Raw genomic sequence first — 13,906 nt, forward strand, 5'->3', positions numbered from 1 at the left:
CGCGACAAACCATGGAGAGCGACCTCCCCATCCTCATCCGCCCGTCGCGCGATACCGATGTCGAGCCGATGCTGGCGATCTATCGCCGGCATATCCGCCGCGGCATCGAGGCCGGCGTCGAGGATACCGGCACGCCGGAGCCCGACGATCTGCGCGACCGGCGCAAGAACCTGCGCAACCGCCGGCTGCCGCATCTGGTGGCGACGCGGGGCGGCGACGTCGTCGGCTATGCCTATGTCGTGCTGTTTCGCAAACGCCCGGCCTACCGCTTCACGGTGAAGCATTCGATCTACGTCCATCACGAACATCTCGGCCGCGGCGTCGGGCGGCTGCTGATGCAGGCCCTTATCGACGCCTGCGCCGCCGCCGGGTTCCGCCAGATGATCGGCTATATCGACGCCGAGAACACGGCGTCGTTGACGCTGCACGAGCGCTTCGGCTTCGCCCGCGTCGGCCTGCTGCCGGCGGTCGCCTATCGCTATGGCAAATGGTCCGACAGCGTCATGGTTCAAAGGTCGCTCGGTGCGGGCGCTACGCAGCCTATCCCGCCGGGTTGAGCCTGCCGCTCGACACCGCGCAGGACCGAAGGCGCATCATCGAGACCTGGCAGCCGGTACGGAGCGTCCGCCTCGAGCGATTTTCCGGAGCATCCATATGAGACAGGTCAAATGTGCACCGCCGCAGCGCCGTGCGTCGCAGACGCGGATTGCGGTTCCCGGGAAAATCGGGACAAGAAGACGGTACGCTGAATCGCCAGATCGCCTGATCGCAGACTCCGATGATCTGGCGGAGAACCGGGCAATCTAGGCTCAGGACCTGCCAATTTGGATCGATCTGTGATTCACGGTGTCCGGGAGGATGCTGTGATGGATGATTTTTTTCTGCTGTGCGAGCGTCAGATGGCGCAGATGGAGGCGTATTTTCCGCTCTCGCATGGCGTGCCACGGGTGGATGACCGGCGCGTGGTGAGCGGCATCGTCTACGTGATCCGCAACGCCATTGACGCGGTTGTGCGCGAGGCGGTTGCCGGTGTGATCCTTTGCAGCCTCCTTGCTGCCGTTAGCGTCTCGATAGAGCTTGCAAGGAAGCGAGCCGACAGTTTCGGCAATCAGGCGCACGGCCTGAAGAACTGCGGGAACCTTGAGGGCGGTATGCGCAGTAACCGAAACACCAGAAGCAGTCGGCAGCGCGCCGAATAGCTCAGCCACGACGGGATCAGAAAGGGGAATCGACTTCCTCTCAAATCCGAAACGAAGCGACTTCTTTACGCTGCCGACTAACTCGCGGAACACAACTCGACCTTCACCAACTCAACGGCGAAGATTCTGACACATGAATGTCAGTTCATCAAGATCGAAAGCCTATAATAGGTATAATATCCTATATAATTTTCCGATGTGCGCATGCCGCTATAGAGCGCGATGAGCATCGCCCAACGCTTTTCAGTTAGCTTCGGCGACGGATCGAACAGGGGCGCGGCGAGTATCTTCTGGAGGTCGGCTTCGCGAAAATAGTCGCGGTCCTCGTCAGGATCGCGATTGCTCTGATCGACGCGGACGCCCTTCGCGGGGGTGTCGGGAATGACGCTGTTGTTGACGCACCACGTCAGCATGGCGCTGAGCCGGGATAGCCACTTGTCATTGATGGTTGTGGCGTTGAGCGTCGGGAAGGGCTCCTTGCGAGCCTTGTTCGACCGGATCGCTTCGGGGAGCGTCTTGTCGGGGAAGCGCTTCGTATAGTTCGCAGAGGTTTCGAGCAGGGCGTTCTTGTAGGCCAGCACGTCCTGCCGGGTGATCCGATAGGCCGGCTTCGCCTCGGCGACAGTCGAGGGGAGTTCCGTCGCCGGGATCAGCATTGGATGCTTGGCAGGACCATCCGGCTCGCCACGGTCGCGCCGGTTCTGGTTTTCGATCGTCTCGGCTTTCACGCCGGCGAGCATCCGCGCGAGCGTTCGCCATTCCTCGGTGCCCTTGACCGGAACGGGGCTGCCATCATTCGCGAACTCGTCAACGGCCCATTGGATTAGGGCGGCAAGCTCGTCATCTTCAGCGCCACCGCTCGCCGCCCTCTTAAGCGCGTAAAAGTAGGTCGGGCGGAACATCGCCGCGTGTGCCGGATCATAGCCGGTCGGCAGGCTCCGGGCCGCATCGTCCTGTTCAAGCTCCCGGCCATAGTGGGCGAGGGCCATCTGCCGAACGCTCATGGGGCGGCGGCGGGACGGTGCGGCAGGGTTGAGGGCTGTCACGCGGTCGCGGGCCTGATCAAGTTCCATCTGCATGCGATGGATCGCAGAAGAGAGCAGGCGAATCGCGACGGTGCGGTCGGCCCCCAAGGGCTCAGTCAGTTCCCGCTTACCTACGATCGGGCGAAGCGGAGCGGGCACCGTTAGCCGAGCATAGTATCGGCCATTCCGGGGGAGCAGGTTCCTGATTTTGCCGGCCATCGTGCCCTCTGCCAGAGCGATTTTGTAGCAAGATTTGTAGCAGAGGTATGTGAAAAGCCGTTGGGGAACAACGCTTTTTCAGGACACTCAAGGGCTTAGGGGAAATGGCGGAGACGGAGGGATTCGAACCCTCGATACCCTTGTGGGGTATGCTCATTTAGCAAACGAGTGCCTTCAGCCTCTCGGCCACGTCTCCGGCGAGAGGCTCTATGCCCGATTGCAGAGGCCTTTGACAAGTCTCGCCGACAACTTCCTTCGCGCGACCTGTGTATTCGCGCGGGCGCACCTCCCGATCACTCCCGTGCGAAGGGCGTGGTCGGGAGGTGCGAGGCCGCCGCAACGGAGCCTTGCGCCGGCTCCGCTTGCTCCCCGGCGGCGCTGCCATTAAATTGACGCTGTCCGTTGGGGTGCCGAAAGGCTGAGAGGCGTGGCTCGCGCCAACCCATCGCACCTGATCCGGGTAATGCCGGCGAAGGGAACGGTCTTCGGCTCGCAGACACCTCGCTCGCGCCTCAGGCCGCTGCCTTCCCGGAAGCAGGGAAAGCATGACGCCAGAACGTCCTCACTCAGTCCTGACAGCCGCTGTGGTCGGCGCTGGCGTCGTCGGTCTGGCCTGTGCCACCGAGTTGCTGGCGCGGGGTGTGCAGGTCGTCCTGCATGAACGCGGCCCGCGTATCGGCGCCGAAGCCTGTTCCTGGTATGCCGGCGGCATGCTCGCGCCCTGGTGCGAGGGCGAGAGCGCCGAAGAACCGGTGATTCGGCTCGGGCAGCAGGCGGCCGATTGGTGGGAGCGCCATGCCGGCGGCGTCGCTCGCAACGGCACGCTCGTGGTTGCGCCGAGCCGGGACCGTTCGGAGCTGCGCCGCTTCGGTCAGCGCACCGACCATTTCGAGGAGATCGACAGCGAGGCCATCGCCGGGCTGGAGCCCGATCTCGCCGGCCGCTTCTCGCGCGGCCTGTTCTTCTCCGCCGAGGCGCATCTCGATCCGCGCCAAGCCATAGCAGCCCTGGCCGAACGCCTCGTCGCAAATGGGGCCGCCCTTCATTTCGGCAGTACGGTCGAGCCGGCCGATCTCGATGCCGATATCGTCCTCGACTGCCGCGGGCTGGCGGCGCGCGATGTCCTGCCCGATTTGCGCGGAGTCAAGGGCGAGATGCTGCTCCTCCGGAGCGACGAGATCCAGCTGTCGCGGCCCGTCCGGCTGCTGCATCCGCGCATCCCGCTCTATATCGTGCCCCGCGCAGACGGCCTCTTCATGGTTGGCGCGACGATGATCGAGAGCAGCGAGCGCAGCCGCATCTCCGCCCGCGCCATGCTGGAGCTGCTCGGCGCGGCCTATGCGCTGCATCCCGCCTTCGGCGAAGCGGAGGTCGTCGAGATCGGCACCGATGCCCGCCCGGCCTTTCCCGACAACCTGCCGCGGCTGACGCGCCGCGGCCGCGTGATCCATGTCAACGGGCTCTATCGCCACGGTTTCCTGCTCAGCCCCGCCATGGCGCGGATGGCGGCGGAGGCCGTGCTGAACCCGCAAGCAACACCGGAGATGCTGCATGACCTTGCTGCTTAACGGCGCGCCGCAGGAGATCGCGGCGAAGACGCTGGCCGAGGCGCTGGCCGAGCTCGGCTTTGCCGACCGCATCGTTGCGACGGCGGTGAATGGAGACTTCGTGGCGGCGCGCAAGCGGGCTGACGTCGCCTTGAGCGAGGGCGACCGCATCGAGATCGTCGCACCGATGCAGGGAGGCTGAGATGGCATCCTTCTATGGCTTCGCGCCGCAGAACCCGCTTTTCCTCGGCACGGCGCAATATCCGTCGCCCGCCATCCTGGCCGAGGCGGTGAAGCGCTCGGGCGCCGAGGTCGTCACCGTCTCGCTGCGCCGGGAATCGGCCGGCGGTGCCGGTCAGGCCTTCTGGGCGCTGATCCGCGAGCTCGGCGTCAGGGTGCTGCCGAATACGGCGGGCTGCCACACCGTCAAGGAAGCCGTCACCACCGCGCAGATGGCGCGCGAGGTCTTCGGGACCGACTGGATCAAGCTCGAGGTGATCGGCGAGGACGACACGCTGCAGCCGGACGTGATCGCGCTGGTCCAGGCGGCCCGCATCCTTGCCGATGACGGTTTCAAGGTCTTTCCCTACACCACGGAGGACCTCGTCGTCGGCGGGCGCCTCCTCGATGCCGGCTGCGAGGTGCTGATGCCCTGGGGCGCGCCGATCGGATCGGGCAGGGGACTCAACAACCCCTACGGCCTGCGCAGCATGCGCCAGCACTTCCCCGACATTCCGCTCGTCGTCGATGCCGGCATCGGCCTGCCCTCCCACGCCGCGCAGGCGATGGAGATGGGCTATGACGGCATCCTGCTCAACACCGCCGTCGCGAAGGCGGGCGATCCGGCCGCGATGGCAGAGGCTTTCGCGCTTGCCATCCGTGCCGGCCGCCAGTCCTTCGCCGCGCAGCCGATCGAAGCGCGCGACATGGCCGCTCCTTCCACCCCCGTCATGGGCAAAGCCTTCCTGGCCTGAAAGTCTGCTCTCGCATGAAGCTCGATCCGTTCTACCCCATCTTCGAAAGCGCCGACTGGCTGGAGCGGATGCTGCCGCTCGGCGTCAAGCTGGTGCAACTGCGCGTCAAGGATCGTTCCGAGATCGAAGTCGCACGCGAGATCGCGCGGGCGAAGACGCTCTGCGCCGCGGCCGGCTGCGTGCTTGTCGTCAACGATTACTGGAAGCTCGCCATCGCCGAGGGCTGCGACTTCATCCATCTCGGCCAGGAGGATCTCGACGAGGCCGATCTCGATGCGATCCGTAAGGCGGGGCTCAGGCTCGGCATCAGCAGCCATGACGAGCCCGAGCTGGAACGCGCGCTGGCGGCAAAGCCCGATTATGTCGCGCTCGGTCCGGTTTATCCGACGATTCTGAAGCAGATGCGCTTCGGCCCGCAGGGGCTGGAGCGGCTGGGCGAATGGAAGCGCCGTATCGGCGATCTGCCGCTGGTCGGCATCGGCGGCATCTCGCTGGAGCGCGCGCCTGGGGTCTTCGAGGCCGGCGCCGACATCGTCGCAGCTGTGACCGACATCACGCTGAATGCCGATCCCGAGGGGCGCCTGAAGGCCTGGGTCGCGGCGACGCGCGGGCGCCTCGCCTGACAGGCGTCATTCTCGGGCGGAGCGAACCGCAGACCCGAGAATCGCATGACAAGAAGGCGCTGGTGTCCGAGATGGTTGGGTCAGGCCCGACCATGACGGCGAGGCAGCGCTTCAGCTCTCCGCCTCCGCCGACATCGTGTGGCCGTCGACATGGCCGAGGCTGCGCTCGGGGTCGAGCCGGTCGCGCACGCGCTGCTTCAGCACCTTGGAATCCGGGAAGCCGCCATCGGCCTTGCGGTCCCAGATCAATTCGCCGTCGTAATGAATCTGGAAGATCCCGCCGGTGCGCGGGATCAACGCAACCTCGCCGAGGTCCTGCCCGAAGGTCGAGAGCAGCTCCTGGCCGAGCCAGGCCGAGCGCAGCATCCAGTTGCACATCGAACAATAGGTGATGGCGATGCGGGGGGCGGGCTTGGTCTGGGTCATGACAGGCTACCATCCGAGAGGAGTTCGCCCCGACATCCCGCTTCCATCGCCGCGATGCAAGCCTGAAAGCCGCATGGCGGCCCGGCGCCGTCAGCCCGCCAGCGTGCTCAGGCTGCGTGAGGGATAGCGCAGTGCGACGTCGAAGGGATTGAGCTTGGCGCCCAGCGCCTCCGCCTCGCTGCGTAGCATGGCGATGACGTTCGGCAGCCGGTCCTCGCGCAGCCGCTCGGCGAGGGTGCCGACGCTGAGCGCCGCGACGACGCGCCCCCGCGCATCGAAGACCGGCACGGCAACGCCGGCCATGCCAGGGATGAGGCCGGTGTTGAGATTGACCGAGCCTTGCGCACGGGCCGTCGCGATGGCGTTCCGCAACGCGGCCTCATCGAAGAAGCCGCGATCGAGCAGGCGGGGCATGTTGAAGCGGATCACTGCCTCGCGCTCGTCCTCCGGCAGATGGGCCAGCATGGCGAGGCTGCCCTGGCCGATGCCGAGCGGCACCTTGCCTCCGATGTCCCCGGTGAAGGAGCGGATCGGGAAGGGGCCCTCGATCCGGTCGAGGCAAACCGCGTCATAGCCGTTGCGGACGAGCAGGAAGATCGTGTCGCTCAGCGTCGCCGAGAGCCGCAGCAGCGCGGGCCGGGCGAGCTCGCGCAGGCCACCGGCCTGTCCGGCGCGGGCGGCGATCACGAAGAAATCGAGCGCGAGCCGGTAGCGCTTGCCGCCCGCCGCCTGTTCGACGAAGCCCTCCGCCATCAGGTCGCGCAGCGCGCGATGCGCCGTCGGCTGGCCGCAGCCGGCAGCCTCCGCGATGTCCTTCAGCCGCATGCCGTCGCCAGCGCCCTTCGACAGGATGCGCAACAGCCCCAGCGCGCGGCGAAGCGAGGAAACGGGTTCGTCGACAGCTTGCATTTGAGAAAATCAGATGAGACATGGAGCAATAAAAATTCTACATAGAGAAATTTTGTCAACATAAATTCTCTAATGCGGAATTGAAGATTGACGAATTTGTGTCGTCTCCCTTTGCTTGGAGCCATCGCAGTCCGGCTTTTCCGGCGAACGGAAAGCCTGCCGATCGAGGTGTTCATGGGCTTCCTGACGCTGCAATCGCTGAGCAAGGTCTTCGGCGACTTCACCGCCGTCAGGGATGTCGATCTCAGCGTCGCCAAGGGCGAGTTCGTCTCGCTGCTTGGCCCTTCCGGCTGTGGCAAGACGACGACGCTGCAGATGATCGCGGGGCTGGTCGAGCCGACCAAGGGCGCGATCACCCTCGACGGACGCGACATCACCCGCGAGAAGCCGAGCCGCCGCGGTCTCGGAATCGTCTTCCAGAGCTATGCGCTCTTTCCGCATATGACGGTGGCTGAGAACGTCGCCTTCGGCTTGGAGATGCGCAAGGTCGCCAAGGCCGAGCGCGACCGGCGCGTCAAGGAGATCCTCGGCCTCGTCCATCTCGCGCCTTTTGCCGAGCGCTATCCGCGTCAGCTCTCGGGCGGCCAGCGCCAGCGCGTCGCCATCGCCCGCGCGCTCGTCATCGAGCCGCCGGTGCTGCTGCTCGACGAGCCGCTCTCCAATCTCGATGCCAAGTTGCGCGAGGAGATGCAGTTCGAATTGCGCCGCATCCAGCGCAGCGTCGGCACGACCACGATCATGGTCACGCACGACCAGGCCGAGGCGCTCTCGATCAGCGACCGCGTCGTGGTGATGGAGCAGGGGCGCATGACGCAGATCGACGCGCCCTATCGCCTCTACGAGCGCCCGGCGACGGCCTTCATCTCCTCCTTCGTCGGCAAGATGAACCGCATCGATGCGGTCTGGCGCGCGGGCAGGGCCGAGGCCGGCGGCGTCGCGCTGCCCAGCGAGGCGGCGAGCCTGCCCGATGGTTCTGCGGCTATCCTGACGCTGCGGCCCGAGAAGATCCTGCTCAAGCCGGCCGGCCAGGGTTTATTGGACGGGAGGGTCACCAGCCGCTTCTTCCTCGGCAGCTATTGGCTCCTCAATGTCGAGACGCCGGTCGGGCCGATCCTGGTCTCGGCGCCGAACCAGGGTGGCGAGCCGGCTGGCGAAGGCGAAAGCGTTGCGCTCCACTGGCAGCCGGACAGTGCCGTCGTCGCGACTGCGGGAGCGGCGGCATGACCGGGCAGCGCGGTCTGGCACCATGGCTGCTCGTCTCGCCGGCGACGCTGCTGTTCCTCGGATTGGTGGTCCTGCCGCTCATCCTGACTGTGATCCTGTCCTTCCATGCCTATGATCACACCACGGGCATCCAGGACAGCTTCACCCTCAAGCATTACCTGACCGTCGCATCCGACGATTATTACCTCACGATCTTCTGGCGCACGCTTCGCCTGGCTGCGCTGACGACGCTGATCTGCGCCGTGATCGGCGCACCCGAGGCCTATGTGTTGGCGCGCATGGGCGATCCCTGGCGCTCGATCTTCCTGCTCGTCATCATCGGCCCACTGCTCGTCTCGGTGGTGGTCCGCGCCTTCGGCTGGAGCATGCTGCTCGGTTCCGCCGGCCTGCTGAACCAGGCGCTACAGTCGCTGGGCCTGAATCCCGTCCGGCTGCTCTACACCGAGACCGCGATCGTGATCGCGCTCGTCCACGTCATGCTGCCGTTCATGGTCATCCCGGTCTGGACGTCTCTGCAGAAGCTCGACCCGATGGTCGAGGCCGCGGCCTGGAGCCTCGGCGCCTCGCGCTTCACGGCGCTGCGCCGGATCGTGCTGCCGCAGGTCTCGCTCGGCATGCTCTCCGGCAGCCTGATCGTTTTTGGTCTCTCGGCCAGCGCCTTCGCCATTCCCGGCCTGCTCGGCGGCCGGCGCCTCAAGATGGCGGCGACGCTGGTCTATGACGAATACATGTCCGAGCTGAACTGGCCGCTGGGCGCCGCGATCGCGATCATCGTGCTCGCCGCCAACCTCGTCATCATGCTGGGCTACAACCGTCTCGTCGAGACGCGCGCCCGCCGGGCTCTGGGCTGAGGGGACGCGCCATGCATCGCAACGGTCCCGTCGCGCTTCTCTTCCACGGCCTCGTCGTCTCCTTCGTGCTGGCGCCGCTCGTCGTCGTCTGCCTCGTCGCCTTCACACCGGAGAACACGCTCTCGATCCCGACCACGAGCTTCTCGCTGCGCTGGTTCGAGGCGATCTTCAAACACCCCGATTTCGTGCCGTCCTTCCACAACAGCTTGTGGCTGGCGACGCTGGCCGCGACGCTCTCCGTCGCGCTCGCGGTGCCCGCCGCGCTCGCCATCGACCGCTACCATTTCCCCGGCCGCGATGCGTTGAACGGGCTCTTCCTCTCGCCGCTGATCATTCCGCATCTGGTGTTGGGCGTCGCCTTCCTGCGTCTCTTCGCCCTGATCGGCGCGACTGGCTCCTTCGCCTGGCTAGTCGTCACCCATGTCATCGTGGTCACGCCCTATGTGATGCGCCTGGTCATGGCGGGGCTGTCGGGCATGGACCGCAGCGCCGAGCAGGCGGCGATGACGCTTGGCGCCTCGCATTGGACGGTGTTCCGGCGCATCACCGCGCCGATGATCCTGCCCGGCATCACCGGTGGCTGGCTGCTCGCCTTCATCAACAGCTTCGACGAACTGACCATGTCGATCTTCGTCACCTCGCCGCAGACGGTAACGCTGCCGGTGCGGATGTACATGTACGCGACGGAGTCGATCGACCCGATGATGGCGGCGGTTTCGGCCCTGATGATCGCGCTGACGGCTGGCGCCATGTTGATCCTCGACCGCGCCTTCGGGCTCGACAAGATCCTCGTCGGTCAGAAGTGATCGCCATGTCTTCGAACCAGAAGCAGCCGCTGCTCCATCGCATCACCCGCAAGGATCATGCAGCCATCGCCTTCACCCTTGATGGCGAGCCCTGCGAGGGCCGGGCCGGCGACACCCTGCTGAGTGCGATCCTGAACCGCGTCGACAGCCTGCGCCGCACCGAGTTCAGCGGTGAGCCGCGCGCCGGCTTCTGTCAGATGGGCGCCTGCCAGGATTGCTGGGTCACCACCGAGACGGGCGAGCGCCTGCGCGCCTGCACGACGCCGTTGCAGCCGGGAATGCGGATCGTGACCGGCGTCGGGAGGGCGGCATGAGCACGCGTCCGCAACCCCTGATCATCGGCGCTGGGCCAGCCGGCATTCGGGCCGCCGAGGCGCTGGTCGCCGCCGGCCTGCGCCCGCTGGTGGTGGACGAGGCGCCTGCCTGCGGCGGCCAGATCTATCGGCAGCGCCTTGTGCAGGATGGCCGCTCGACCAAGGACCTTTACGGCTCCGAGGCAGGCAAGGCCGGGCGGCTTCACGCCGCCTTCGCCGCGCTCGACGGCAAAATCGACTACTGGCCGCAGGCACTGCTCTGGAACCTGCGCGACGGCACCGCCGACATCGCAGTTGCCGGCGTGACCCGCCGGGCCACCTATGACGGACTGGTCCTCGCGACCGGCGCCACCGACCGTGTCCTCCCGATCCCCGGCTGGACGCTGCCCGGCGTCTTCACACTCGGCGGCTCGCAGGTCGCACTCAAGGCGCAGGGTTGCGCGATTGGCAGCCGCATCGTCTTCGCCGGCTCCGGCCCGCTGCTCTACCTCGTCGCCTGGCAGTATATGAAGGCCGGTGTGGAGGTCGCGGCGGTGCTCGACGCCGCCCCCAGCTCTGCCAAGCTCAACCTGCTCAAGGCCCTGCCGCTCGATCCCGGTATCGTGCTGCGTGGAATGCGCTTCGTCGCTGAGCTGCGTCTGCGGGGCGTCGCCATCCGCACCGGCATCGAGGGCTTGCGCATCGAGGGCGAGGGCAGGGTCTCCGGTGTCGCCTGGCGCGAAGGCGGCCGCGAGCGGCGCCTTGCTTGCGACGGCGTCGGCTACGGCCTTGCGCTCCGTTCCGAGGCGCAACTCGCCGATCTCGCTGGTTGCGCCTTCCGCTTCAATGAGCGCGATCGTGCCTGGCTGCCGACACGGGATGCCGCCGGCCGCGCCTCGGTCCCGGGCGTCTATCTCGCGGGTGATGGCGCCGGCATCGCCGGAGCCGATGCGGCGGAACGGGCCGGCGAGCGTGCTGCGCTGGCACTGCTGGAAGACAGCGGCCTGGCGTTCGATAAGACGCGTGCTTCTGCGCTCGAAGCCGAGCTTGCCCGCATCGGCCGGCTGCGCGACGTGCTCGAAGCTGCCTTTCCCTTCCCGGCCCATTGGGCGGGGGCGATCGACGACGCCACCACGCTCTGCCGCTGCGAGGAGATCACCGCCGGGACGGTGCGAGAGGCCGCGAGCCGACTGGACATCAGCGAGATCAATCGGCTGAAGGCGGTGAGCCGTGTCGGCATGGGCCGTTGCCAGGGGCGGATGTGCGCTGCGGCTTCCGCCGAGGTGCTGGCCGCCGCGACGGGCAAGCCCATCGCTGCCATCGGCAGGCTGAGGGCGCAGGCTCCGGTAAAGCCGATCCCGCTCGCCCTGCAGTTGGCGGCCGAGCTGCCGGAGGCGGCAGAATGAACCGGCATCTCGACATCGACGTCGCCATTGTCGGCGGCGGTCTGGTCGGCTCTTCGGCGGCGCTGGCCCTGCGCAATATGGGCTTCAGCGTCGCCCTGCTCGACAAGGGCTTCTGCGGCGCGCAGGCCAGCGGCGTGAATTATGGCGGCGTTCGCCGGCAGGGCCGCCCGCGCGAGCAGCTGCCGCTGTCGCAACGTGCCCATGCCGTCTGGCCACGCCTCAAGGAACTGATCGGCATCGACGGCGAGTTCCTGCGTTCCGGCCATCTCAAGCTCGCATGCAGCGAGGGCGACATGGCGTCCCTTGAAGCCTATGCGGCCGAGGTTGCCGATCAGGGCCTCGGCCTCGAACTCATCGGCCATAACGGCCTGCGCGAGCGCTTCCCCTGGATCGACGGCAGCATCCTCGGTGCCTCGCTCTGTGCCGGCGACGGCCATGCCAATCCGCGTCTCGTCTCGGCGGCCTTCGCCAGCGCCGCCCGGCGTGCCGGTGCGCATGTGCTGGAGAACACGCCGGTCACCGGCATCGCGCGCAACGGCGAGGGCTTCGCGCTGGAGGCCGGCGAGGGCGTCAGCCTGACGGCCAGCATCGTCATCAATAGCGCTGGTGCCTGGGCCGATCGCTTCGCTGCCGATTTCGGCGAGCCGGTGCCGCTCTCGCGCATCTACCCTTCGATGATCGTCACCGAGCCGCTGGCGCCGGTGATGACTGTCAATATCGGCATGGAGGGCGGCGGCATCTATGCCCGGCAGGTCGAGCGCGGCAATTGCGTCGTCGGCGGCGAACGCGCCCTGCCGCTCGACGATGCCGATTTCTCGCGTCCGCGCGGCGCTGGGGCGCTGGCGATCATGAACCGCACGGCCGAGATCTTCCCGGTGCTGCGCCATGCCCAGGCGATCCGCTTCTGGTCGGGGACCGAGGCGTCGATGCCGGACCGGAATCCCGTGATCGGCTTCAGCGGCACCACGCCCGGCCTGATCCACGCCTTCGGCTTCACCGGCGCTGGATTCCAGATCGCGCCCGGCGTCGGCGAGGTGCTGGCCGAGCTTGTCCGCGATGGCCGCACCTCCACGCCGATCGAAGCCTTTTCCATCGCCCGTTTCAGCCGGCCTTCCGGGCCGGCGGGTCAGGACCGCATCAGCCACGGCTCGGATGCGCGTTCGCAATCAGAGCCGCAAAGCAGGGGAGCCCACTCATGATCACTCGTCGCACCGCCTTGGCCGGTACCGTCGCCGCGCTCGCGCTGACCGCTGCCGGCAGCGCCTTCGCCCAGACCAAGACGCTCTATGTCGGCATGAACGGCGGCAATTTCGAGCGAACCTTCACCCAGGCCGTCTTCCCGGATTTCGAGAAGGCCAACAACGTCAAGATCGTGGTGGTGCCCGGCACCTCCTCGGACATCCTCGCCAAGGCGACCGCGGCCAAGGACAAGCCGCAGATGCACATCATGTTCCTCGATGACGGTGTCATGGTCCGCGCCATCGGCGCCGGCCTCTGCGAGAAGATGAAGGACAGCCCCGGGCTGGCTCAGCTCGACAAGGGCGCCCGCATGAAGGACGACATGGCGGTTGGCATCGACATGGGCATGACCGGCCTCGCCTATAACAAGAAGATGTTCGACGAGAAGGGCTGGGCGGCGCCGACCTCCTGGATGGACCTCGCCGATCCCAAGTTCAAGGACAAGGTCGTCTTCCAGTCGGCCTCGGCCTCGTCCTTCGGCCTGCACGCCTTCCTGATGTTCAACCGCATCCAGGGCGGCACCGAGGCCAATGTCGAGCCGGGCTTCGGCAAATTCCGCGACACCATCGGCAAGAACGTGCTCGAGTTCATCCCCAACTCGGCCAAGATCTCCGAGATGGTCCAGACTGGCGAGGCCGCGATCTTCCCGCTGACGCCGACCGCCGTCGCCACCCTCAAGGAAAAGGGCATCCCGGTCGAATACGCCCAGCCGAAAGAAGGCTCGGTCGTGCTGATGGTCGCGCAGTGCGTCATCGCGAACAATTCGGAGCAGGAGCTGGCGCAGAAGCTCGCCGCCTACCTGCTCTCGCCCGAGGCGCAGTCGAAGGCGCTGGCGGCCGGCAATGTCGTGCCCTCGAACCCGCAGGCCAAGGCCGAAACGGCGGACGCCGAGAAGAAGCTCGAGGCCTTCCACACCAACATGAAGACTGCCGTGGTGCTGGATTGGGACGCGATCAACGCCAAGCGCCCGGAGTGGAACAGCCGCTGGAACAAGATGATCGAGCGCTGAGCCGACACTCTTCCGATAAAGCATCGGCCGGTCCGTAAGGACCGGCCGTTCTGGTTTAAGGGATTCGCGTTTCGTCGCAGCCGACTTGCTCAAACCGCTGAGGAGAATCGAGAAACGGCCATCCTTTCAACGGGCGTCATTCTCGGGCGGAGCGAA

Annotated in this window: 16 protein-coding genes, 1 tRNA gene and 1 riboswitch; of the genes, 13 read left to right on the plus strand and 4 right to left on the minus strand. The window is 66.5% G+C overall.

Features of this window, described 5'->3' with window-relative positions; genetic code table 11:
* The first annotated feature begins 11 nt into the window (after nucleotides 1-11).
* The gene (locus AC1DE3_RS08035; RefSeq protein WP_441512430.1) at nucleotides 12-557 is read left to right on the plus strand and encodes a GNAT family N-acetyltransferase; all 546 of its coding nucleotides are present in this window, start codon (nucleotides 12-14) and stop codon (nucleotides 555-557) included.
* A 309-nt stretch (nucleotides 558-866) separates the two neighbouring features.
* On the plus strand, nucleotides 867-1,199 hold the full coding sequence (locus AC1DE3_RS08040; RefSeq protein WP_441512431.1) for a hypothetical protein: 333 nt from the start codon (nucleotides 867-869) through the stop codon (nucleotides 1,197-1,199).
* 140 nt (nucleotides 1,200-1,339) lie between these two features.
* Here AC1DE3_RS08040 and AC1DE3_RS08045 read toward each other — a convergent pair whose 3' ends face one another.
* Together AC1DE3_RS08045 and AC1DE3_RS08050 are read right to left on the minus strand one after the other, a co-directional pair.
* Nucleotides 1,340-2,443 carry a DUF6538 domain-containing protein gene (locus AC1DE3_RS08045; protein WP_441512432.1) on the minus strand — a complete coding sequence of 368 codons (1,104 nt, stop codon included), beginning with the start codon at nucleotides 2,441-2,443 and terminating at the stop codon, nucleotides 1,340-1,342.
* A 105-nt stretch (nucleotides 2,444-2,548) separates the two neighbouring features.
* Nucleotides 2,549-2,639, minus strand: a tRNA-Ser gene (locus AC1DE3_RS08050).
* Between the two features lie 197 nt (nucleotides 2,640-2,836).
* Nucleotides 2,837-2,938, plus strand: a riboswitch (TPP riboswitch).
* Between the two features lie 77 nt (nucleotides 2,939-3,015).
* On the opposite strand from AC1DE3_RS08050, the gene thiO reads away from it, so the two are divergent.
* Genes thiO through AC1DE3_RS08070 form a run of 4 tightly spaced genes read left to right on the plus strand, consistent with a single transcriptional unit; the run spans nucleotide 3,016 to nucleotide 5,587 of the window.
* Nucleotides 3,016-4,011: a glycine oxidase ThiO gene (thiO, locus tag AC1DE3_RS08055; RefSeq protein ID WP_441512563.1), complete on the plus strand. Its 996-nt coding sequence runs from the start codon at nucleotides 3,016-3,018 to the stop codon at nucleotides 4,009-4,011.
* Entirely contained in the window at nucleotides 3,995-4,192 is a 198-nt protein-coding gene (thiS, locus tag AC1DE3_RS08060; RefSeq protein ID WP_441512433.1) for a sulfur carrier protein ThiS, read from the plus strand. Before thiO ends, thiS begins: the two co-directional genes overlap by 17 nt.
* 1 nt (nucleotide 4,193) lies before the next feature.
* Nucleotides 4,194-4,964: a thiazole synthase gene (locus AC1DE3_RS08065; RefSeq protein WP_476780603.1), complete on the plus strand. Its 771-nt coding sequence runs from the start codon at nucleotides 4,194-4,196 to the stop codon at nucleotides 4,962-4,964.
* Between the two features lie 14 nt (nucleotides 4,965-4,978).
* Nucleotides 4,979-5,587, plus strand: a complete 609-nt coding sequence (locus AC1DE3_RS08070; protein ID WP_441512435.1) for a thiamine phosphate synthase — start codon at nucleotides 4,979-4,981, stop codon at nucleotides 5,585-5,587.
* 111 nt (nucleotides 5,588-5,698) lie between these two features.
* Here the strand turns inward: AC1DE3_RS08070 and AC1DE3_RS08075 are convergent, their stop codons facing one another.
* The gene (locus tag AC1DE3_RS08075; RefSeq protein WP_047580587.1) at nucleotides 5,699-6,013 is read right to left on the minus strand and encodes an Rdx family protein; all 315 of its coding nucleotides are present in this window, start codon (nucleotides 6,011-6,013) and stop codon (nucleotides 5,699-5,701) included.
* Between the two features lie 90 nt (nucleotides 6,014-6,103).
* Nucleotides 6,104-6,922, minus strand: a complete 819-nt coding sequence (locus AC1DE3_RS08080) for an IclR family transcriptional regulator (RefSeq protein ID WP_441512436.1) — start codon at nucleotides 6,920-6,922, stop codon at nucleotides 6,104-6,106.
* 174 nt (nucleotides 6,923-7,096) lie between these two features.
* On the opposite strand from AC1DE3_RS08080, the gene AC1DE3_RS08085 reads away from it, so the two are divergent.
* From AC1DE3_RS08085 to AC1DE3_RS08115, 7 genes are read left to right on the plus strand one after another with little or no spacing between them, the layout of a single operon-like run.
* Nucleotides 7,097-8,146 carry an ABC transporter ATP-binding protein gene (locus AC1DE3_RS08085; RefSeq protein ID WP_441512437.1) on the plus strand — a complete coding sequence of 350 codons (1,050 nt, stop codon included), beginning with the start codon at nucleotides 7,097-7,099 and terminating at the stop codon, nucleotides 8,144-8,146.
* The gene (locus tag AC1DE3_RS08090; protein ID WP_441512438.1) at nucleotides 8,143-8,997 is read left to right on the plus strand and encodes an ABC transporter permease; all 855 of its coding nucleotides are present in this window, start codon (nucleotides 8,143-8,145) and stop codon (nucleotides 8,995-8,997) included. Before AC1DE3_RS08085 ends, AC1DE3_RS08090 begins: the two co-directional genes overlap by 4 nt.
* 11 nt (nucleotides 8,998-9,008) lie before the next feature.
* Nucleotides 9,009-9,803, plus strand: a complete 795-nt coding sequence (locus tag AC1DE3_RS08095; protein ID WP_441512439.1) for an ABC transporter permease — start codon at nucleotides 9,009-9,011, stop codon at nucleotides 9,801-9,803.
* Nucleotides 9,804-9,808: 5 nt separating this feature from the next.
* Nucleotides 9,809-10,117, plus strand: coding sequence for a (2Fe-2S)-binding protein (locus AC1DE3_RS08100; protein WP_441512440.1), 309 nt, complete (start codon nucleotides 9,809-9,811; stop codon nucleotides 10,115-10,117).
* The gene (locus AC1DE3_RS08105) at nucleotides 10,114-11,502 is read left to right on the plus strand and encodes an FAD/NAD(P)-dependent oxidoreductase (protein WP_441512441.1); all 1,389 of its coding nucleotides are present in this window, start codon (nucleotides 10,114-10,116) and stop codon (nucleotides 11,500-11,502) included. The genes AC1DE3_RS08100 and AC1DE3_RS08105 overlap by 4 nt, the downstream gene beginning before the upstream one ends.
* Entirely contained in the window at nucleotides 11,499-12,701 is a 1,203-nt protein-coding gene (locus AC1DE3_RS08110) for an NAD(P)/FAD-dependent oxidoreductase (protein ID WP_441512442.1), read from the plus strand. The genes AC1DE3_RS08105 and AC1DE3_RS08110 overlap by 4 nt, the downstream gene beginning before the upstream one ends.
* A complete protein-coding gene (locus AC1DE3_RS08115) occupies nucleotides 12,698-13,750 on the plus strand; it encodes an ABC transporter substrate-binding protein (RefSeq protein WP_441512443.1) in 1,053 nt (350 codons plus the stop codon). The genes AC1DE3_RS08110 and AC1DE3_RS08115 overlap by 4 nt, the downstream gene beginning before the upstream one ends.
* Nucleotides 13,751-13,906 lie beyond the last annotated feature (156 nt).

It is taken from the genome of Allobosea sp. 10L417 (genome assembly GCF_056395485.1).